This is a genomic window from Haemophilus pittmaniae (assembly GCF_900186995.1).
GTDB classification, from domain to species: Bacteria; Pseudomonadota; Gammaproteobacteria; order Enterobacterales; family Pasteurellaceae; genus Haemophilus_D; species Haemophilus_D pittmaniae.
Genome location: NZ_LT906463.1, coordinates 1,067,263 through 1,085,682, shown reverse-complemented (window position 1 = coordinate 1,085,682; position 18,420 = coordinate 1,067,263). Strand labels below are relative to the sequence as shown.

20 protein-coding genes and 4 tRNA genes are annotated in these 18,420 nt (G+C 39.5%); 2 read left to right on the top strand and 22 right to left on the bottom strand.

Going from position 1 to position 18,420, the window contains the following annotated elements; translation table 11 throughout:
* Window positions 1–52: 52 nt before the first annotated feature.
* The 14 genes from trmJ to CKV74_RS05330 form a co-directional block, all read right to left on the bottom strand.
* A complete protein-coding gene (trmJ, locus tag CKV74_RS05395) occupies window positions 53–760 on the bottom strand; it encodes a tRNA (cytosine(32)/uridine(32)-2'-O)-methyltransferase TrmJ (protein WP_007243069.1) in 708 nt (235 codons plus the stop codon).
* 98 nt (window positions 761–858) lie between these two features.
* Window positions 859–934: transfer RNA gene (locus CKV74_RS05390), tRNA-Lys, on the bottom strand.
* Window positions 935–953: 19 nt separating this feature from the next.
* Window positions 954–1,029: transfer RNA gene (locus CKV74_RS05385), tRNA-Lys, on the bottom strand.
* Between the two features lie 24 nt (window positions 1,030–1,053).
* Window positions 1,054–1,129 (bottom strand) — tRNA-Lys (locus CKV74_RS05380).
* Between the two features lie 20 nt (window positions 1,130–1,149).
* Window positions 1,150–1,225: transfer RNA gene (locus tag CKV74_RS05375), tRNA-Lys, on the bottom strand.
* 160 nt (window positions 1,226–1,385) lie between these two features.
* Window positions 1,386–1,850, bottom strand: a complete 465-nt coding sequence (gene pal / locus CKV74_RS05370) for a peptidoglycan-associated lipoprotein Pal (protein ID WP_007242853.1) — start codon at window positions 1,848–1,850, stop codon at window positions 1,386–1,388.
* A gap of 22 nt (window positions 1,851–1,872) precedes the next feature.
* A complete protein-coding gene (gene tolB / locus CKV74_RS05365; RefSeq protein ID WP_007242881.1) occupies window positions 1,873–3,156 on the bottom strand; it encodes a Tol-Pal system beta propeller repeat protein TolB in 1,284 nt (427 codons plus the stop codon).
* Between the two features lie 41 nt (window positions 3,157–3,197).
* Window positions 3,198–4,439: a cell envelope integrity protein TolA gene (gene tolA, locus CKV74_RS05360; RefSeq protein ID WP_039847869.1), complete on the bottom strand. Its 1,242-nt coding sequence runs from the start codon at window positions 4,437–4,439 to the stop codon at window positions 3,198–3,200.
* 18 nt (window positions 4,440–4,457) lie between these two features.
* On the bottom strand, window positions 4,458–4,877 hold the full coding sequence (gene tolR / locus CKV74_RS05355) for a colicin uptake protein TolR (protein ID WP_014064913.1): 420 nt from the start codon (window positions 4,875–4,877) through the stop codon (window positions 4,458–4,460).
* A gap of 79 nt (window positions 4,878–4,956) precedes the next feature.
* A complete protein-coding gene (tolQ, locus tag CKV74_RS05350) occupies window positions 4,957–5,643 on the bottom strand; it encodes a protein TolQ (protein WP_005696675.1) in 687 nt (228 codons plus the stop codon).
* Window positions 5,644–5,663: 20 nt separating this feature from the next.
* Window positions 5,664–6,065 (bottom strand): tol-pal system-associated acyl-CoA thioesterase, encoded by a 402-nt coding sequence (ybgC, locus tag CKV74_RS05345; protein ID WP_007243032.1) that lies wholly within the window; start codon window positions 6,063–6,065, stop codon window positions 5,664–5,666.
* Window positions 6,066–6,149: 84 nt separating this feature from the next.
* Entirely contained in the window at window positions 6,150–6,437 is a 288-nt protein-coding gene (locus CKV74_RS05340; RefSeq protein WP_094188657.1) for a cyd operon YbgE family protein, read from the bottom strand.
* 111 nt (window positions 6,438–6,548) lie between these two features.
* Window positions 6,549–7,685 (bottom strand): cytochrome d ubiquinol oxidase subunit II, encoded by a 1,137-nt coding sequence (cydB, locus tag CKV74_RS05335; protein WP_095176840.1) that lies wholly within the window; start codon window positions 7,683–7,685, stop codon window positions 6,549–6,551.
* Between the two features lie 14 nt (window positions 7,686–7,699).
* Complete coding sequence (locus CKV74_RS05330; protein ID WP_007243003.1) at window positions 7,700–9,265, bottom strand: cytochrome ubiquinol oxidase subunit I; 1,566 nt, start codon at window positions 9,263–9,265, stop codon at window positions 7,700–7,702.
* Window positions 9,266–9,691: 426 nt separating this feature from the next.
* Between CKV74_RS05330 and CKV74_RS05325 the strand changes: the two genes are divergently transcribed.
* Window positions 9,692–10,006 (top strand): DUF5339 domain-containing protein, encoded by a 315-nt coding sequence (locus CKV74_RS05325; protein WP_007243043.1) that lies wholly within the window; start codon window positions 9,692–9,694, stop codon window positions 10,004–10,006.
* A gap of 59 nt (window positions 10,007–10,065) precedes the next feature.
* Here the strand turns inward: CKV74_RS05325 and ruvB are convergent, their stop codons facing one another.
* From ruvB to aspS, 8 genes are all read right to left on the bottom strand, one after another.
* Window positions 10,066–11,064: a Holliday junction branch migration DNA helicase RuvB gene (gene ruvB, locus CKV74_RS05320; protein ID WP_095176839.1), complete on the bottom strand. Its 999-nt coding sequence runs from the start codon at window positions 11,062–11,064 to the stop codon at window positions 10,066–10,068.
* Window positions 11,065–11,077: 13 nt separating this feature from the next.
* Entirely contained in the window at window positions 11,078–11,689 is a 612-nt protein-coding gene (ruvA, locus tag CKV74_RS05315; protein ID WP_095176838.1) for a Holliday junction branch migration protein RuvA, read from the bottom strand.
* Between the two features lie 57 nt (window positions 11,690–11,746).
* Window positions 11,747–12,319: a crossover junction endodeoxyribonuclease RuvC gene (ruvC, locus tag CKV74_RS05310; protein ID WP_007242968.1), complete on the bottom strand. Its 573-nt coding sequence runs from the start codon at window positions 12,317–12,319 to the stop codon at window positions 11,747–11,749.
* Window positions 12,320–12,380: 61 nt separating this feature from the next.
* Window positions 12,381–12,806 (bottom strand): ACP-like domain-containing protein, encoded by a 426-nt coding sequence (locus CKV74_RS05305; protein ID WP_007243012.1) that lies wholly within the window; start codon window positions 12,804–12,806, stop codon window positions 12,381–12,383.
* A 12-nt stretch (window positions 12,807–12,818) separates the two neighbouring features.
* Window positions 12,819–13,559: a YebC/PmpR family DNA-binding transcriptional regulator gene (locus CKV74_RS05300; RefSeq protein ID WP_007242929.1), complete on the bottom strand. Its 741-nt coding sequence runs from the start codon at window positions 13,557–13,559 to the stop codon at window positions 12,819–12,821.
* Between the two features lie 50 nt (window positions 13,560–13,609).
* On the bottom strand, window positions 13,610–14,068 hold the full coding sequence (gene nudB / locus CKV74_RS05295) for a dihydroneopterin triphosphate diphosphatase (RefSeq protein ID WP_095176837.1): 459 nt from the start codon (window positions 14,066–14,068) through the stop codon (window positions 13,610–13,612).
* A gap of 87 nt (window positions 14,069–14,155) precedes the next feature.
* The gene (locus CKV74_RS05290; protein WP_007243071.1) at window positions 14,156–15,424 is read right to left on the bottom strand and encodes an NRAMP family divalent metal transporter; all 1,269 of its coding nucleotides are present in this window, start codon (window positions 15,422–15,424) and stop codon (window positions 14,156–14,158) included.
* Between the two features lie 277 nt (window positions 15,425–15,701).
* Window positions 15,702–17,468, bottom strand: coding sequence for an aspartate--tRNA ligase (gene aspS, locus CKV74_RS05285; protein WP_039847868.1), 1,767 nt, complete (start codon window positions 17,466–17,468; stop codon window positions 15,702–15,704).
* A gap of 154 nt (window positions 17,469–17,622) precedes the next feature.
* Here aspS and cmoA point away from each other — a divergent pair, with 154 nt between their 5' ends.
* Complete coding sequence (gene cmoA, locus CKV74_RS05280; RefSeq protein WP_007242952.1) at window positions 17,623–18,345, top strand: carboxy-S-adenosyl-L-methionine synthase CmoA; 723 nt, start codon at window positions 17,623–17,625, stop codon at window positions 18,343–18,345.
* Window positions 18,346–18,420: the final 75 nt, after the last annotated feature.

Genomic DNA, 18,420 nt, shown 5'->3' with positions numbered 1-18,420 from the left:
TTTTTGCCCCGTGAATAGTTGCATATCCTACCAACACAGTCAACTATAAGCTTTAATCTTTTAATTTGTTTTCTACGGCTTTTAACATACCAAGTAAGATATTTAATTCATTCTTTTCGATATTTACACGCTGATATAAACGACGAATTTTCCGAATAACTGCTTGGTTTTGCACAAAACCAATGCGCTTATATAAATCTTCTGTACGAGAAAAGAAATACTCCATTTCTTGTACCGTCGGATGGGCATGTTCTATCGTTGAAATAGGTCGTATAGATTGTAATTCCAAACCTCTCATACGTAATTCATAGCAGACTAATTGAACAGCCATAGCTAAATTTAAGGAGGAATAATCTGGGTTAGCTGGGATATTAAGATGATAATGACATCGCAAAAGCTCATCGTTAGTTAACCCTATCCTCTCTCGGCCAAATACAATGGCAACTTTTCCTTGGTGTTCTAATGACTTTTCAGCGCATTGTCGAGGATCGAGTAAGGTGTTTTGTAAATGTCGCAAACGAGCACTAGTTCCTACAACCAGAGTACTATCAGCTATTGCTAATTCTAAATTATCTACCACATGGGCATTGATAACAATATCATCGGCTCCAGCTGCTAACGCTATCGACTGCTCATCTATACATTTTGGGGAAACAAGATACAGTTCGTTAAGTCCCATTGTTTTCATAGCTCGAGCAGCAGAACCTATATTTCCGCTGTGAGATGTTTCAACTAAAACAATACGTATATTCTTAAACATTTAAACATTTGAATTTCCGACTTCAATCTGTGGTTATTCTAACATAGTAACCATAGAAATAAGTCAACAATTTTAAATTATTATTAAGAAATGATAGTTGGTGGGTTGTGAGAGGCTCGAACTCTCGACCGACGGATTAAGAGTCCGCTGCTCTACCAACTGAGCTAACAACCCAACTGGAAAATTTAATGAATGGTGGGTCGTGAAGGATTCGAACCTTCGACCAACGGATTAAAAGTCCGCTGCTCTACCGACTGAGCTAACGACCCATGGGAGAAAACTTGTACTACTGATGGTGGGTCGTGAAGGATTCGAACCTTCGACCAACGGATTAAAAGTCCGCTGCTCTACCGACTGAGCTAACGACCCATCAAGGCGCTAAAATTGAGTGGTGGGTCGTGAAGGATTCGAACCTTCGACCAACGGATTAAAAGTCCGCTGCTCTACCGACTGAGCTAACGACCCTCAATTTCGTAACAGGTGCGTATATTACGGATTTTCGAAGTTGACGCAAGAAATATTTGAATAAATTTAACTAACTGCACGAATTGTCATCAATTAAGTATATAAAATAAAAAAGCAGAGGCATTGCGCACTCTGCTTCTATTACTTAGCTATATTTTAATTAGTAAGCTAACACCGCACGACGGTTTTTAGAATATGCAGCTTCATCGTGACCTAATACTGCAGGTTTCTCTTCACCATAAGATACGGTTGAAACTTTGCTTCCTTCTACACCTTTTCCTGCTAAATAACCTTTAACAGCATCAGCACGACGTTGACCCAAAGCGATATTGTACTCAGGTGTACCACGTTCATCGGTATTACCTTCAACAAGAACTTTCGCTGCTGGAGTTGCATTTAAGTATGCTGCATGAGCATCTAAGATTTGCACATACTCACCTTCAACATTGTATTTATCGAAACCGAAATATACTGTGTTATAACGTTGTTGAAGATCTTCAACAGAATAACCACCAAAAGTTTGGCCATTAGCACCATTAGCGGCAGCATCATTATTAGATGAACTACATGCAGCTAATGCAGCAACTGAACCTGCAACCAATAATGATTTAACAAATTTGTTCATTAGATTTCTCCTCAATGAGTTTTTATTTAGTCAAGTATGGAGACCAAGCCGGAAATTTAACTTGGCCATTACTTCCTGGAAGGCTCGCTTTAAAACGACCGTCAGCAGAAACTAATTGTAGCACCTTTCCCAAACCTTGGGTAGAGCTGTAAATAATCATAATGCCGTTAGGCGAAATACTCGGGCTTTCACCTAAAAACGATGTACTTAACACTTCTGAACTACCCGTTGTAAGATCTTGTTTAACTACGTTATTGTTACCATTGATCATTACAAGGGTTTTACCATCACCACTAATTTGCGCACTACCACGCCCACCTACTGGTGAGGCGCCACCACCATTCGCACTCATGCGATAAACTTGTGGTGATCCACTTCTATCCGAAGTAAAGAGGATTGAGCTACCATCTGGAGACCATGATGGTTCTGTATTATTACCCGCACCGCGAGTTAACTGAACTGGACTACCACCATTTGATCCCATTACATAGATGTTTAATAAACCATCTTGTGAAGAAGCAAATGCGAGTTTAGAACCATCTGGAGAGAATGCTGGTGCACCGTTATGTCCAGGGAAAGAAGCAACTACTTTACGAGAACCTGAACCTAAGTCTTGTACAACAAGTTGTGATTTTTTGTTCTCAAAAGATACATACGCTAAACGTTTACCATCTGGAGACCAAGCTGGAGACATAATTGGTTGTGAGCTACGATTTACAATAAATTGGTTGTAGCCATCATAATCTGCTACACGAACTTCATAAGGTTGTGAGCCGCCATTTTTTTGCACCACGTAAGCAATACGCGTTCTGAATGCACCACGAATACCGGTTAATTTTTCAAATACTTCATCACTCACGGTATGTGCACCATAGCGTAACCATTTATTTGTCACTGTATAGCTATTTTGTGCAAGCACCGCACCAGGTGTACCTGATGCACCTACGGTATCAACCAATTGGTAAGAAATATTATAACCGCTACCAGTTGATGTCACTTGACCTACCACAACAGCATCAATACCTAAAGCTGTCCAAGCTTCTGGTTTCACTTCTGCTGCCGTAGTTGGTTGTTGTGGCATTTGGCTTACTGGAATTGGATTAAATTTACCACTATTACGTAAATCATCCGCAACAATTTGACCAATATTTTCAGGTGCAGAACCTGCGAAAGGAACAACTGCGATAGGACGAGCGCCATCAACACCTTCATCAATCACAATTCGAACTTCATCTTCTGCCATTGCTGTGCTTACAAATGCAAACATGATCACAAATAGCCCCATAACACGTTTGATCAATTTCATTTAATCACCTTATTTTAACGTTGTTACTTTTCTAAAACCGATTATCGAGCATTGATATCAAAATCGATAGTCGGCGCTTTATATTTTTCATAAATAGCATCAGATGGTGCTGCTGGAACTTTTTTCGTTCTAGCTACCGCACTTAATGCTGCAGTACAAATATCATCAGGTCCAGAAACGCGTTGATAGCCTAAAATAGTACCATCTCGACCTAACTGGATTTTAATGCTACAAACTTTACCGGCAAAGCTTGGGTCTTTTAAGAAACGGCGTTGGATTTCACGTTTAATAACACCTGCATATTGGTCACCGACCTTGCCACCGTCCCCGGCTCCAAGTCCAGCACCACTACCTTGTGTACCACCTTTATTCGCATTGCCACCTTTAGATGCGCTACCACCACCGATGTCGCCACCGTTCATGAAGTCATCTAAAGCTGCTTGATCCGCTTTACGTTTTGCTGCATCAGCTTTAGCTTTTGCATCAGCCTTCGCTTTCGCTTCTGCATCCGCTTTAGCTTTTGCTTCTGCCTTCGCTTTTGCTTCAGCCTCTGCTTTAGCTTTTGCATCGGCCTCAGCTTTCGCCTTAGCCTCCGCTTCAGCTTTCGCTTTGGCGTCTGCTTCCGCTTTTGCCTTCGCTTTTGCTTCAGCTTCTGCTTTCGCTTTCGCCTCAGCTTTGGCTTTAGCATCTGCTTCTGCTTTTTCTTTCGCTTTTTGAGCTTCAGCTTGTGCCTTTGCTTTTGCCTCTTCTTCAGCCTGTTTAGCGGCCGCCGCTAAACGTTTTGCCTCAGCTTCAGCTTTCAACTTCGCTGCCTCTGCAGCTTGTTTTGCTTTCGCTTCTTCAGCTTGTTTCTGCTTTTCTAACGCCTCTTGACGAGCAAGTTCTTGTTGCTGTTTTTGCTTTTCAATTTCTTGCTGCTTTTGTTTTTCAAGTTCTTTTTGACGTTGAATTTCCTGCTGACGCTTAATCTCTTCTTGTTTCGCAATTTCTTGCTGATTTGGTTCAGGTTCAGGTTCTGGTTTTTTCTCTTCGACTACAGGTTCTGGTTTTTTCTGTTTATCAGTTTGACCTTTTTTCTGTTGTTGAATACGTCCCCATTCCTGCGCTGCGCTGCCGGTATCGACCATCACAGCTCCCATGGCATCACCTTCACCTTCTCCACCACCCATTATTTCAACGGTTTGATAAAGAGAGCTCCAAATCAACAAACCAAACAATGCAAGGTGCATCGCAATAGAGATGACAAACTCATTTGCACGTTTTTTTCGTCGATTATTCTGCACGGTTTTACCTACTTATTCTTAAATCGGGTTGGTCATTAAACCCACAGACTTAATGCCGGCAAGATGTAGTAAATTCAGTGCTTTAATCACTTCTTCATAAGGTACATCTTTTGCTCCGCCCACTAAGAACATTGTGTTATTATCTTTATCAAATTCTTGTTTTGATAACTGGGTTACCATTTCTTCGTTAAGACCTTCTTGGCGTTGACCACCAATAGAAATCGAATACTGCCCAATACCTGCTACCTCTAAAATAACCGGTGTTTTATCTTCATTTGATACATTTTGACTTTGCACCGAATCAGGGAGTTCCACTTGAACACTCTGACTGATAATCGGCGCGGTTGCCATAAAAATTAACACTAAAACTAAAAGAACATCGAGAAATGGCACGATGTTAATTTCAGATTTAATGTCTTTACGCTGACGACGAGCCATAATTTCCTCTAAAACTTCGCTAAAATCCACCGCACTTTTTGTTTGATTTATGAAGCGCGGTCAATTTTTTCATCTATTTTTAATGGGGCGCTTTACCAAAAGCTTGACGATGTAAAATTGTGGTGAATTCATCAATGAAGTTACCATAATTTTGTTCAATCGCATTGACACGTAAGCTTAAACGGTTATACGCCATTACAGCTGGAATCGCCGCAAACAAACCGATTGCTGTTGCGATCAAGGCTTCTGCGATACCTGGTGCAACCATTTGTAATGTCGCTTGTTTCGCACCACTTAATGCCATAAATGCGTGCATGATACCCCAAACGGTACCAAATAAACCGATATATGGACTTACAGAAGCCACTGTTGCTAAGAAAGGCACACGACTTTCAAGCGCTTCTACTTCACGATTCATTGCAAGGTTCATCGCACGAGTCGTACCTTTAATGATTGCTTCTGGCGCATCTGCGTTCACTTGTTTTAAGCGAGAGAATTCTTTAAAGCCGACAAAGAAAATTTGTTCGCTACCTGTTAATACTTCACGACGATTAGATAAACCATCATAGAGTTTATTTAAATCTTCACCAGACCAGAAACGATCTTCAAAAGTATTCGCTTCTTTTAACGCACTCGTCAAAATACGGCTACGTTGAATGATGATTGCCCAAGAAATAATTGAGAACGAAATCAAGATCACAATTACAAGTTGAACAACAATACTTGCTTTTAGAAAAAGATCTAAAAAGTTCAATTCTGCAGTCATTGCATACTCCGAAAAGTTATTTACTTTAAAAATGCCGCTTTTAATTCTTCAGGAATTGCGACAGGTTTCATTTTATTAAGGTCAACACAAGCAACCTTTACATCAGCCATAGATAAAACGTCTGTATCCCGTTTCAAATATTGCTTAAACAAAATTGTTGCTCCTTTAATTGCAACAATTTCCGTTTCAACGAAAAGCCAATCATCTAATTTTGCAGGAAATTTATAATCAATAACCAGCGATTTGACTACAAAAGCAATTTGTTGTTCCCGCAACAGTACCTGTTGAGTAAAACCTATACTTCTTAAATACTCAGTTCTCGCTCTCTCAAAAAAATGTAAGTAACGTGCATGATACACAACACCACCGGCATCAGTATCCTCATAATAAATCCTAATTGGGATAGTTTGTTGAGTACTCACTGTATTTCCTAAATCATGGCAATAGAAGTCGGCTATTCTAGAACCTGTGTTTAGCAGATGCAAGCCATCAATAAAAATAATATTTCATCTAAGAAAATGAGAAATCACAGCGAAGCAGCCAGTTATATATCCTATTAGTGGGGATAAGATCAATTTCAATAAAGATGTGCGAATATCAAACCCTATCCCATGAATCCAAGAGGTCACAATCCCCCATATAATACTCAATACCACTATAGGAGAAGCTGTTCTTAGGGTGGTAGAAAATCCGTGAATATTTAAGAAAAAAGCAATAGTAAGCCCTAGTGCTAGAAGAAATGAAAGGGTTCTAAACGAACCCTTATTTACAAGTTGATAAAGTGAATTAATCATATTAGTGATCAAAATTCCCATTATATTCTTTCTTGATTGTTAGCTTTGCACTTATCACTACAGCTAAAAGCACACCAATAACCCAAAGTACATATAACATATAAAATCTCCTTAATAAGCCGTATGTTTATGCTCTTCAATAAAGCTTTCATCGATACGACCAAACATTTTATAGTATGACCAAATTGTGTAAGCCAACGAAATAACCACAAAAATCAGCGCCAAGAAAAACATTATAGTCAATGTTAATTCACTTGAGGTTGCATCCCACATCAATAAGCTTTCTCCCGGTTTACTGCTAGAAGGCATCACAAACGGGAACATAGACACAGCCGCTGTAATAATAATTCCAGCCATTGTTAATGATGAGAAGAAAAATGCAAATCCACAACGATTAGCTTTTGAAGTAACTACATTAAACAATGCAGAAATTACAGCTAATACAGGGAATATCCAAAGAATTGGCATTTCTGCAAAATTCTTAAACCACGCTGCAGTTTCTACCGATACATTTTTACCCACCGGAGATGATGCTGCGAAGTGGTCAATTGCACTATTCACAACATATCCATCTTTAAAATAAAGCCACGCGCCAGCTAAAACGAAAGTAATGATAGTTACCCCCGCTCCGATTTGGCTTATTGAGCTAACTCTATCTCTTAAAGCTGCTGTTGTTTTCATTTGCAACCAGTTAGCACCATGAGTAACTAACATTGTTAAACTTAATACTCCGCAAAGTAACGCAAATGGATTAAGTAACGCAAAGAATGACCCAGTATAAGTAACTTGGCCAATCTCATTGAATTCAAAAGGTACACCTTGCAGTAAATTACCAAATGCCACACCGAAAACCAATGCTGGTACTGCACCACCGGCAAATAGCCCCCAGTCCCAAATGGCACGCCATGTTGGATTATCAATTTTAGCACGATACTCAAAACCGATTGGTCTAAAGAATAAGGCAGCTAAAACTAAAAATAGCGCAATATAAAAACCAGAAAATGCTACAGAATACACAATTGGCCAAGCTGCAAATACTGCGCCACCTGCTGTTAATAACCATACCTGATTTCCATCCCAGTGAGGCGCGATAGTATTAATCATGATACGTTTTTCTACCTCTTTCTTACCGGCAAAAGGTAAAAGAGAGGTAACTCCCATATCAAATCCATCGGTTACAGAGAAACCAATAAGCAATACAACTACCAGTACCCACCAAATAAATCTTAGAAATTCATAATCAATCATAATTAATCTCCCGCTTATTTTGATGACTGTTCAAAATAGTATTTACCTGTTTTCAATGCACTTGGACCTAAACGGGCGAATTTAAACATTAGGTACATTTCAACGATAATGAAGAACAAATAAAGAACACAGATTAAACCAATTGAAAATAGTAGATCGCTTACAGCTAAGTTAGACGCAGCTACACCAACCGGCAATACCTCATAAATAGCCCAGGGTTGACGCCCGTATTCAGCTAAGAACCAACCAAATTCAATGGCTAACCAAGGTAATGGTAGACTCCATAATAGAGTTCTTAGCAATGCAGGGGAAGCAGTAACCTTGCCTCTTAAATTTTGTACGAAAGCACCTAACATAAGCAATAAAATTAAGCCCCCCGCAGCTAACATTCCCCGGAATGCCCAGAAGTTAGGACCGACATTAGGAATCGTATCACGCGCTGCTTGTTTAATTTGCTCTTCGGTCGCATCCACTACTTTATCGGTATAGCGTTTTAATAATAAACCAAAACCTAAGTCCCCTTTCACCTCATCAAATTTTGCTTTAGTTTCTAGGTTTACTTGCCCTTCTGATTTCTTCTCTGCTTTTAATTGCGTGAATAAATCATAAGCGACCATACCGTTACGAACACGACCTTCATTTTTCGCCTGAATGTCTTTCAGACCGATAATTTCAGTATCTAAAGAACGAGTTGCAATCAAACCACCTAAATAAGGTACCTCAATAGCAAAATCATTTTTCATTTCATTGGTATTCGGAATCGCAATTGGATGGAACGGTGCTGGCGCAGGATGAGTATCAAACTCTCCTTCCATTGCGGCTAATTTCACCGGTTGAGCTTTACCAATATCATAACCAGATTCATCACCAACAGCTAAAACGGAAACTGCAGCAATAAAACCAAAGGTAGCAGCAACAGAGAAAGAACGTTTTGCAAACCCAACATCACGGCCTTTCAAAAGATAATAGGAGCTAATAGCTAAAACAAAAAATGCTCCCGTAACATAACCTGCAGTTACAGTATGTAAGAATTTTGTTTGAGCAACAGGATTTAACCAAAGGTCAAAGAAACTACTCATTTCCATCCGTACTGTTTCAAAATTAAATTCTGACCCCATTGGATTTTGCATCCAGCCATTGGCAACTAAAATCCACATTGCGGAAAGATTTGAACCAAAAGCAACACAGAACGTGGCTAATAAATGTTTCCATTTAGTTAATCGTTCCCAACCAAAAAAGAATAAACCAACAAATGTTGATTCGAGGAAGAATGCCAACAATGCTTCGATAGCTAAAGGTGCACCAAAGATATCACCAACATAATGGGAATAGTAAGACCAGTTAGTACCAAATTGGAACTCCATGATGATACCTGTGGTAACCCCTAGGGCAAAGTTAATACCAAATAACTTACCCCAAAATTTTGTCATATCCTTATATACTTCTTTACCGGTAATCACATAAATGGATTCCATTATGACTAAAACAAAACTCAGTCCTAATGTTAGCGGTACGAAGATAAAGTGATATAACGCAGTTAATGCAAACTGCAAGCGTGAGAGTTCAACAACGTCTAACATCTCGCAACTCCTTGTATAAAACTACAAGTTTATCACTCATGATTATCGAAAAAATATCCGTAATCACCCCAAACTTAACAAATTCATCAAGCAAACAACGACAAAACACCTATATGATAGTATCTACCAACAAGTTAATTGCCGTGAAAACAATCTAAATTTCGCGCATTCTACTACTAAACATAGGGATAAAAAATAGCTAAAAGCGTTATATCGATCACAAAATTTGATATATCCCATTAAATACCTCTAATTGCTTAAGAATGTTAAATTTGATATACATCAATTTTATAATTTCACTTACTCCTTCGACACAATCCCCCTAGAAACAAAGGCATTAAGTAGAACCGAAATACTGGACAGACAAGCTGATTTTTGTTATTTTCCAGACAGTTTATTTTTGGAGACAGTCCTAAAGGATTCATAATGAAAAAATTATCCCTTATATTAGCAGCGATATTAGGCTCTTTTGCCTCACTTTCTATCGCAGCCCCCTCAGTAGGCTCAAAAGTAGAAATCCCACAACAATGTGAAAAGTTATTTAAAGAAGCAGAAAACTTAATTGCTCAGGCCGAAAAACAACCCGGCACACATACCCAAGTCGGTAAAATCAAGAACAAACTTAATCAAAGTAAACAACAAATCCTTGCAATGGAATTAGCTACTCAACAAAAAAGCTGTGATGTCGGCTTAGCCAAACTAAATAGTATGAAAGCCTACTCTTCTGAAGAAATAAACTAGGTTCTCAGTAAAAAAGCGCTTATTGATCTCAATAAGCGCTTTTTTTATTACAAGAATAACTACTTTTCTAATCCAAAATGCCGGTAAGTTAATGATGTTGCAATTCGCCCACGTGGTGTGCGTTGCAGGAATCCTTGTTGGATTAAATAAGGCTCTAACACATCTTCAATAGTATCTCGTTCTTCACCTATTGCAGCAGCCAAATTATCTAATCCCACAGGACCGCCATCGAAACGTTCAATTACAGCCGTTAATAATTTTCTGTCTAAATAATCAAATCCCGCATCATCTACATCCAACATTGAAAGTGCTTGTTTGGCAATATCCACGGAAATGATGCCATCATTTCGCACATCAGCAAAATCTCGCACTCGACGTAATAAACGATTTGCAATACGAGGGGTTCCGCGTGAACGACGCGCCACTTCAAAAGCTGCCTTATCTTCTAACTCAAGACTTAAACAAGATGCGCTCCTTGCCACAATAGAAGTTAAATCTTCAACAGAATAAAATTCCAAACGCTGAACAATACCAAAACGGTCTCGCAATGGAGAAGTCAAAGAACCTGCTCTAGTTGTCGCACCAACTAGAGTAAAGGGAGGCAAATCTAACTTAATTGAACGGGCTGCCGGCCCCTCACCAATCATAATATCCAGTTGATAATCTTCCATTGCAGGATAAAGCACTTCCTCAATTGCAGGAGAAAGACGATGAATTTCATCAATAAAAAGAACATCATGTGGCTCAAGGTTGGTGAGCATTGCCGCTAGGTCACCTGCTTTCTCAAGTACAGGGCCTGATGTCGTACGAATATTCACGCCCATTTCATTGGCAACAATATTGGCTAAGGTGGTTTTTCCTAATCCTGGAGGGCCAAAGATCAAAAGATGATCCAAGGCATCTTGTCGTAATTTAGCAGCCTTGATGAAAATATCCATCTGCTCACGCACCTGAGGCTGCCCCACATAGTCAGCTAAAAGCTTTGGTCGAATGGCTCGATCAATAACATCTTCATCAATCTTTGCCTGGCTACTAATAATTCTATCTGCTTCGATCATATTTCTTTAATTTTTATAGTGCAGCTTTTAAGGCTTCACGAATTAACTGCTCACTGGTTAAATCAGCTTTCATGACCTTTTTCACCATCTTTTCTGCATCCGTTGTTTTATAACCTAACGCAACTAACGCAGCAACAGCTTCATCAGCTGCACTTTCTGATTGGCGTAATTCTGAAACTGAAGGGATATGAGTGCTTTCGACAAAGAAATCATTTTGTCGGATGTCTTTAAATTTCCCTTTTAATTCTACTAACAAGCGCTCAGCCGTTTTTTTCCCAACACCGGGAATTTTTACCAGTTTAGAAAGTTCCTCTCGCTCAATAGCGTAAGCAAACTGTTCTACTGACATAGCTGATAAAATCGCCAATGCCAATTTGGGGCCAACACCATTAGTTTTGATGAGTTCACGAAATAAAGTACGATCGTTTTTTTGAGCAAAACCAAAGAGAAGATGGGCATCTTCACGAACAACAAGATGAGTAAATAAGGTGGTTTCTTTTCCTATTTCTGGTAAATCATAAAAACTAGTCATTGGTAATAATAATTCGTAACCAACACCATGCACATCAAGCAAAATTTCAGGTGGCTGCTTTTCCAGCAAGACCCCTTGTAAACGACCAATCATAAAATCCTCGATGAGAAAATTTCGCTTAGGATAAAATAAAACTGGATATAAATCCAGTTAAATTTTTAAACGGAATCGCCCTCGACTATACCTTGTTTTTAACAATGCGGTCATTTTTTCATGGGGTTCAGTTATTTTTGTTGAGCTTACAACATGGAGGGAATGCTGCATTGTATGAGCATGGGTAATCGCAATGGCTAATGCGTCTGCCGCATCCGCCTGAGGTTTATCGGAAAGCCTTAAAATTCGTGTCACCATATCCTGAACTTGTATTTTATCGGCAGACCCTATCCCCACGACTGTTTGCTTAACTAGCCGGGCAGCATATTCAAACACCGGTAAATCCTGATTGACTGCGGCAACAATGGCTGTGCCACGGGCTTGTCCAAGTTTTAAAGCTGAATCGGCATTTTTTGCCATAAACACCTGCTCAATAGCAAACATATCAGGCTGAAATTGTGTAATGATCTCAGTAACTCCAGCATAAATGCGTTTTAAACGGCCAGGCAAATCCTCGACCTGTGTACGAATGGATCCACTGCCTAGGTACTCCAACTGTCGACCATTTTGCCGAATAACCCCATATCCTGTGACTCTGGAACCAGGATCAATACCTAAAATAATACTCATAAATATCATCCATAAAGAAACGGATAGAAATCTATCTATCCGTTTTCTTTATTATGTTCTACTATTGATTAGCTTTAGCTGTAGCTTCAGCGTTAATCATACAATTTTTTGCTAATATTTTATCGCTAGCTTTAGTAGCCTCGGTTAATGTCACCACATCAGTAGTCGTAGCCGTTTCCGGACCAAATCCATCATCCAAAGTCAAACGGTGATTGTCCAACTTGAAGGTTGGTAAGGATTTGTAACTATCATCAAAAGGCATTTCACGAGCAATACGTTGATTATCCAAATATGCTGTGGCTGAAATTGGGGTTTTACCTTCAAAGGTATAATTCACCGTTAAAGTTTTACCGCCACAATTATAGACCGCATTTTTAACCAATGAAGTTGAAGGTTTCTTCTCCATCTGTTTAGGTTTATCATTTTGTGAACATGCTGCAGCTAAAGTAACTAATGTAGCAATGGATAACACTTTTAAATATTTCATATTTGCTCCTAATTAAAGTTGCGCCGCAACCTCATCACTAATTTCACCATTGTGATAAACATTTTGTACATCATCACAATCCTCTAACATATCAATTAGACGAAGTAGTTTAGGTGCGGTTTCCAAGTCTAAATCCACGGTTGTGGAAGGAATCATTGTGACTTCGGCTTCTTGAATTTTGAAACCAGCCTTCTCTATGGCATCACGAACGTTGCCAAGTTCCTCCCAAGCTGTATAAATTTCAAACGAACCATCATCTTGTGGTTGAATATCGTCTGCACCAGCTTCAATTGCAGCTTCGGTTAAACCATCCTCATCCGCTTCAGCAATTAAGATCAAACCCTTTTTACTAAATAAATAACCCACAGAGCCCTCGGTTCCTAAGTTTCCACCACATTTGGTAAAACTAGGACGTACTTGAGAAATTGTACGGTTAGCATTATCACTTAAACATTCAACCATTACTGCGGTACCGCCTGGGCCATAACCTTCATAAACACGGGTTTCCATATTGGTATCATCACCACCACCCACACCACGTTCAATTGCACGATTAATAGTATCACGCGTCATATTACTTGATAACGCTTTGTCTACCGCAGCACGTAAACGCGGATTTGAACCCACATCACCACCGCCAATTTTTGCTGCAGTCACCAATTCACGAATTAATTTGGTAAAAATTTTACCGCGTTGTGCATCCTGTGCGGCTTTACGATGTTTAATATTTGCCCACTTACTATGGCCTGCCATATTGTTTTCCTTCTTATTTAAAAACGTTAATAAATGATTCTTCCTCTTGCCTAAAGAGGTGCGCTACTCATCAGATATTTCTTGATCGCAGCTGCATTATTCGGAGATTTCGTCATTTGAACTGCTTGTTCAGGGGAAACCCATTGATACGCTAAATGTTCGCTTAATATCGGCTTAAACTCATCTTCCACCGCCAATAAAAACCAATGTTCATGGCAATGGGTGATATGCGGGGCGTATTTATAGCGGAAATGAGGAAAAATTTCAAATTCCACAACTTCATTGCAATCCCACAAAGTAACAGCATCTTCAGCTATTTTTAACCCGGCTTCTTCCCAAACCTCCCTTATGGCAGTTTCTCTCAAAGTTTCATCAATCTCTATTGTCCCGGTTACGGATTGCCAAAATGTCGGATCATCTTCGCGTTGAAGCATGAGAACACGGTGAGTGTTTTCAGCATAAATTACTACGAGAACAGATTGATTATTTTTATATTTCAAGCGAGTCATTTGTACTATTGAGAATAGAGAGCATGGTATTCTATCGATAAAAAAAATTACCGCACTAAAAAATGCGGTAATTATTCAAAAATTATTTTAACTTAACCAACCGGCTTGTTGTGCAATAAACAATGCTGCAAATGCCGTCAAATAGAATAATCCGATTAAGGACAACCACAATAGTCCACCTTTTACACTATGTTTAGCATGCTTAGTAAGCGATAAATTTAACCATGCAAAAATTGGCGCTGAAACAAATGAAGCGATCATCGCAAATTTTAGCATTGGACCAACGGCGTTATTAAAGTAGAAAATAATTGCTAAACCTGATAATGCCGCAAAAATCATTCCAACATTGAGAATTCTCACCGAACTTTCTTGTTTTCCGAGCAGAATACGCAAAGATTCAACGTTAGTGCGGGAATAGCCATCAATCACGGTAATCGTTGTACCAAACATACACATGAAAGCAATCACTGCGATCAATAAGCGAGACCACTCACCAATGGTACTTGCATACATATTGATAAGTTGTGCGATATATTTCCCGCCAACCATCTCTACCGTTTCCGGTGAACCATACTGTACTAACGCGCCAAGAGCCAAGAACACCACTGCTAAAATTGCGGTACCGATGTAACCAACATTAAAGTCAAATAAGCCATCTTGATAAGACACTTTCGTCAAACGACGCTTCGCAACCACCCACATAGAGTTAATTGCCGAGATTTCGATTGGCGCCGGCATCCATCCCATTAATGCCACTAAAAATGCCAACTTACTTAATTCCCATGGTGAAGGTGCAACAAAGTCTGCGGGGGCAACTCCATGAATACCATTACGCATAAATGCAATAACTACTGCACTTACCGTAGTGATAGTCAAAGCAATCATAATAATTTTCGATAAGCTATCTAATAAACGATATTTTCCTAATAATAAAATGCCAGTTGTAACAAGAATCACTAGGGAACTTAATACTGGCATTGGCAATGGAATTGGAATAATAAAGGTTAAAATTGCTGCCGTTAATAATCCTACTGCAGCAGTATTAATCACCGTCGCAAAAACGTTTAAGGCAAGGAATAACCAAAGATAGAATTTTCCCTTTTGACGATAGCCTTCCAATAAAGTATTACCTGTATCTAAGGTATATTGAACACCAAAGCGGAAGAAAGGATATTTGAATAAATTCGCAAGAATAACAATGCTCACTAACTCCCAACCGTAAATTGCACCGGCCTGAGTAGAGGCAATAATATGTGAACCGCCAACGGCTGCTGACGCCATCACAATTCCGGGACCCAAGGCGGAAAATTTACTCGCCCATGTTGATTTTTCTACTGGAGTTGATACTTCACTCATAAAATTTTCTCTTATAAATTCACCATAAAACGGAAAGGTGGCTTTTATAATAGAATTTTATCCTTGAGTAAAGCAAAAAAGATTTACTTAAAAGCAGCGATATAGAATAAAAAACCAATTATTTAATAATTACAGAATATGATTTCAAATCAATGAACAACTCCCCCCTGTTCATACCAAAAAAATGATGTGTTTCAGTGAATAAAATTTTTTACAGCAAAAGAAAATGCGACCCAAATTGGGTCGCATTTACTCTATTCTCCGATATTAATAAAAACTATTCAGCTTTCACCACCGCAATACTCAATTCCGTTAATGCCTGCGGATTCGCAAAACTTGGTGCCTCTGTCATTAAACAAGCTGCGGCTGTTGTTTTCGGGAACGCAATCACATCACGGATATTTTCGGTGCCCGTTAAAAGCATGGTTAAACGGTCTAAACCAAATGCTAAACCTGCATGTGGCGGTGTACCGAATTTTAGTGCATCTAATAAGAAACCAAATTTTTCACGTTGTTCTTGTTCATTGATACCAAGAATGCGGAATACCGTTTGTTGCATTTTCGGATCGAAAATACGCACAGAACCACCACCCACTTCATAGCCATTGATCACCATATCGTAAGCATTTGCGACCGCATCAGTTGGATTCGCTTCTAATTGTTCCGGCGTAAAATCTTTTGGTGAAGTGAATGGATGGTGCATTGCTGCAAGATTACCCTCTTCATCACGTTCAAACATTGGGAAATCAATCACCCAAAGCGGTTGCCATTCGTCTAAACGAGTTAAGCCAAGATCACGACCTAATTTCAAACGTAACGCACCCATTGCATCCGTGGTGGTTTGCCATTTGTCTGCACCGAAGAATAAGATATCGCCAGTTTGAGCTTTCACACGTTCAGCTAAGGCTTTCCATACATCTTCATTTAAGAATTTCGCAATCGGGCTTTGTACGCCTTCCAGGCCTGCATTAATGTCATTTACTTTCGCCCAAGCTAAACCTTTCGCACCATAAATACCAACAAATTGCGTATATTCATCAATTTGTTTACGAGTGATTTCTGTACCATTTGGCACTCGAATTACTGCCACTCGGCCATTTGGATTGTTTGCCGGCTCATTAAATACTTTAAATTCAACATCTTTAACGATATCTGCCACATCAACTAATTCAAGTGGGTTACGTAAATCTGGTTTATCTGAACCAAAACGAGTCATTGCTTCTTGCCAGGTCATTTGCGGGAATTTACCTAAATCCACACCAATAATGTTTTGCCATAAACCATGTACCATACGTTCCATAATCTCACGCACTTCCGGTGCGGTTAAGAAAGAAGTTTCCACATCGATTTGGGTAAATTCTGGTTGACGATCTGCACGTAAGTCTTCATCACGGAAACATTTCACAATTTGATAATAACGATCAAAACCAGACATCATTAGAAGCTGTTTGAAAAGCTGTGGTGATTGTGGCAACGCATAGAATTTGCCTTTATGCACACGGCTTGGCACTAAATAGTCACGCGCACCTTCTGGCGTTGCTTTGGTAAGCATTGGGGTTTCAATATCAAGGAAACCATTGTCATCCATAAAACGACGCACAAAGCTGGTGATTTTTGCACGGGTTTTCAAACGTTGTGCCATTTCTGGACGACGTAAATCTAAATAACGATATTTTAAACGTTGTTCTTCTGTGTTGTTTTGGTTGAAGTCTAACGGTAAAACGTCAGAAGCATTGTAGATGCGTAATTCTTTCGCTAATACTTCTACTTCGCCTGTCGCCATATTTTTGTTGATTTGATTCTCAGGACGGGCAATAACTTCGCCTTTAATTTGAATACAAAATTCATTGCGCAAGCCTGCTGCTGCGGTTAAAGCATCCTGGAATTTAGGATCAAAACAAACCTGCACGATGCCATCACGATCACGCATATCGATAAAAATCAAGCCGCCCAAATCGCGACGACGATGAACCCAACCGCTTAATGTTACTTCTTGTCCAATATGACTGCGGTTTAAGGCACCGCAATAATGAGTACGCATCATTTTATATTCCTTGTGTTTCTTGAATTAGGGAAAATTAACGGCGCGATTATACGGAAAAAGCCTTATCTTTTAAATTGGATAAGGGAAATTAATTTGATCCTTTAAAAACTTTCACTAAAATGGCCGCATTTTTTTAAACAATATCCAACTTGATATGAAAGACACCCTATTCTCCGCGCCAATCGAAAAATTGGGCGATTTTACTTTTGATGAAAGCGTTGCCGAAGTGTTTCCGGATATGATCCAACGCTCCATTCCCGGCTATTCCAACATTATCACAGCTATCGGCATGTTGGCCGAACGCTTTGTGACTGCTGACAGCCAAGTCTATGATTTGGGCTGTTCACGTGGTGCAGCAACCCTTGCTATGCGCCGTAACATTAAACAACCTAATGTAAAAATTATCGGCGTGGATAATTCCCAACCGATGGTTGAACGTTGCCGCCAACATGTTGCCGCCTATCATAGCGACGTACCGGTGGAAATTCTTTGTGATGATATTCGCCATATCGAAATCAACAATGCCTCAATGGTCGTGCTTAATTTCACCTTACAATTTTTACCACCGGAAGATCGCGTAGCATTGCTCAGTAAAATCTATCAAGGTCTAAATCCGCATGGCGTATTAGTGCTATCGGAAAAATTCCGTTTTGAAGATGAAAAGGTGAATGAACTGCTCATTGATCTGCATCACCAATTTAAGCGCGCCAATGGGTACAGCGAATTAGAAGTCAGCCAAAAGCGCACCGCATTAGAAAATGTCATGCGTACCGATGCGATTGAAATGCACAAGACTCGCCTAAAAGACATCGGCTTCTCACAAGTAGAACTTTGGTTCCAATGCTTTAATTTCGGCTCCATGATCGCCGTGAAATAACGAAACATAGCCGAAATGTCACTTTTAAAACAAACCTCAATAAAATCAATGACTTGCATTTTATTTTAGCAAAAA

Coding starts and splice junctions, on each gene's coding strand:
- trmJ (WP_007243069.1), bottom strand. CDS start 760: ATGTTTAAGAATATACGTATTGTTTTAGTTGAAACATCTCACAGCGGA.
- pal (WP_007242853.1), bottom strand. CDS start 1,850: ATGAACAAATTTGTTAAATCATTATTGGTTGCAGGTTCAGTTGCTGCA.
- tolB (WP_007242881.1), bottom strand. CDS start 3,156: ATGAAATTGATCAAACGTGTTATGGGGCTATTTGTGATCATGTTTGCA.
- tolR (WP_014064913.1), bottom strand. CDS start 4,877: ATGGCTCGTCGTCAGCGTAAAGACATTAAATCTGAAATTAACATCGTG.
- tolQ (WP_005696675.1), bottom strand. CDS start 5,643: ATGACTGCAGAATTGAACTTTTTAGATCTTTTTCTAAAAGCAAGTATT.
- CKV74_RS05340 (WP_094188657.1), bottom strand. CDS start 6,437: ATGATTAATTCACTTTATCAACTTGTAAATAAGGGTTCGTTTAGAACC.
- cydB (WP_095176840.1), bottom strand. CDS start 7,685: ATGATTGATTATGAATTTCTAAGATTTATTTGGTGGGTACTGGTAGTT.
- CKV74_RS05330 (WP_007243003.1), bottom strand. CDS start 9,265: ATGTTAGACGTTGTTGAACTCTCACGCTTGCAGTTTGCATTAACTGCG.
- CKV74_RS05325 (WP_007243043.1), top strand. CDS start 9,692: ATGAAAAAATTATCCCTTATATTAGCAGCGATATTAGGCTCTTTTGCC.
- ruvB (WP_095176839.1), bottom strand. CDS start 11,064: ATGATCGAAGCAGATAGAATTATTAGTAGCCAGGCAAAGATTGATGAA.
- ruvA (WP_095176838.1), bottom strand. CDS start 11,689: ATGATTGGTCGTTTACAAGGGGTCTTGCTGGAAAAGCAGCCACCTGAA.
- ruvC (WP_007242968.1), bottom strand. CDS start 12,319: ATGAGTATTATTTTAGGTATTGATCCTGGTTCCAGAGTCACAGGATAT.
- CKV74_RS05305 (WP_007243012.1), bottom strand. CDS start 12,806: ATGAAATATTTAAAAGTGTTATCCATTGCTACATTAGTTACTTTAGCT.
- CKV74_RS05300 (WP_007242929.1), bottom strand. CDS start 13,559: ATGGCAGGCCATAGTAAGTGGGCAAATATTAAACATCGTAAAGCCGCA.
- nudB (WP_095176837.1), bottom strand. CDS start 14,068: ATGACTCGCTTGAAATATAAAAATAATCAATCTGTTCTCGTAGTAATT.
- CKV74_RS05290 (WP_007243071.1), bottom strand. CDS start 15,424: ATGAGTGAAGTATCAACTCCAGTAGAAAAATCAACATGGGCGAGTAAA.
- aspS (WP_039847868.1), bottom strand. CDS start 17,468: ATGATGCGTACTCATTATTGCGGTGCCTTAAACCGCAGTCATATTGGA.
- cmoA (WP_007242952.1), top strand. CDS start 17,623: ATGAAAGACACCCTATTCTCCGCGCCAATCGAAAAATTGGGCGATTTT.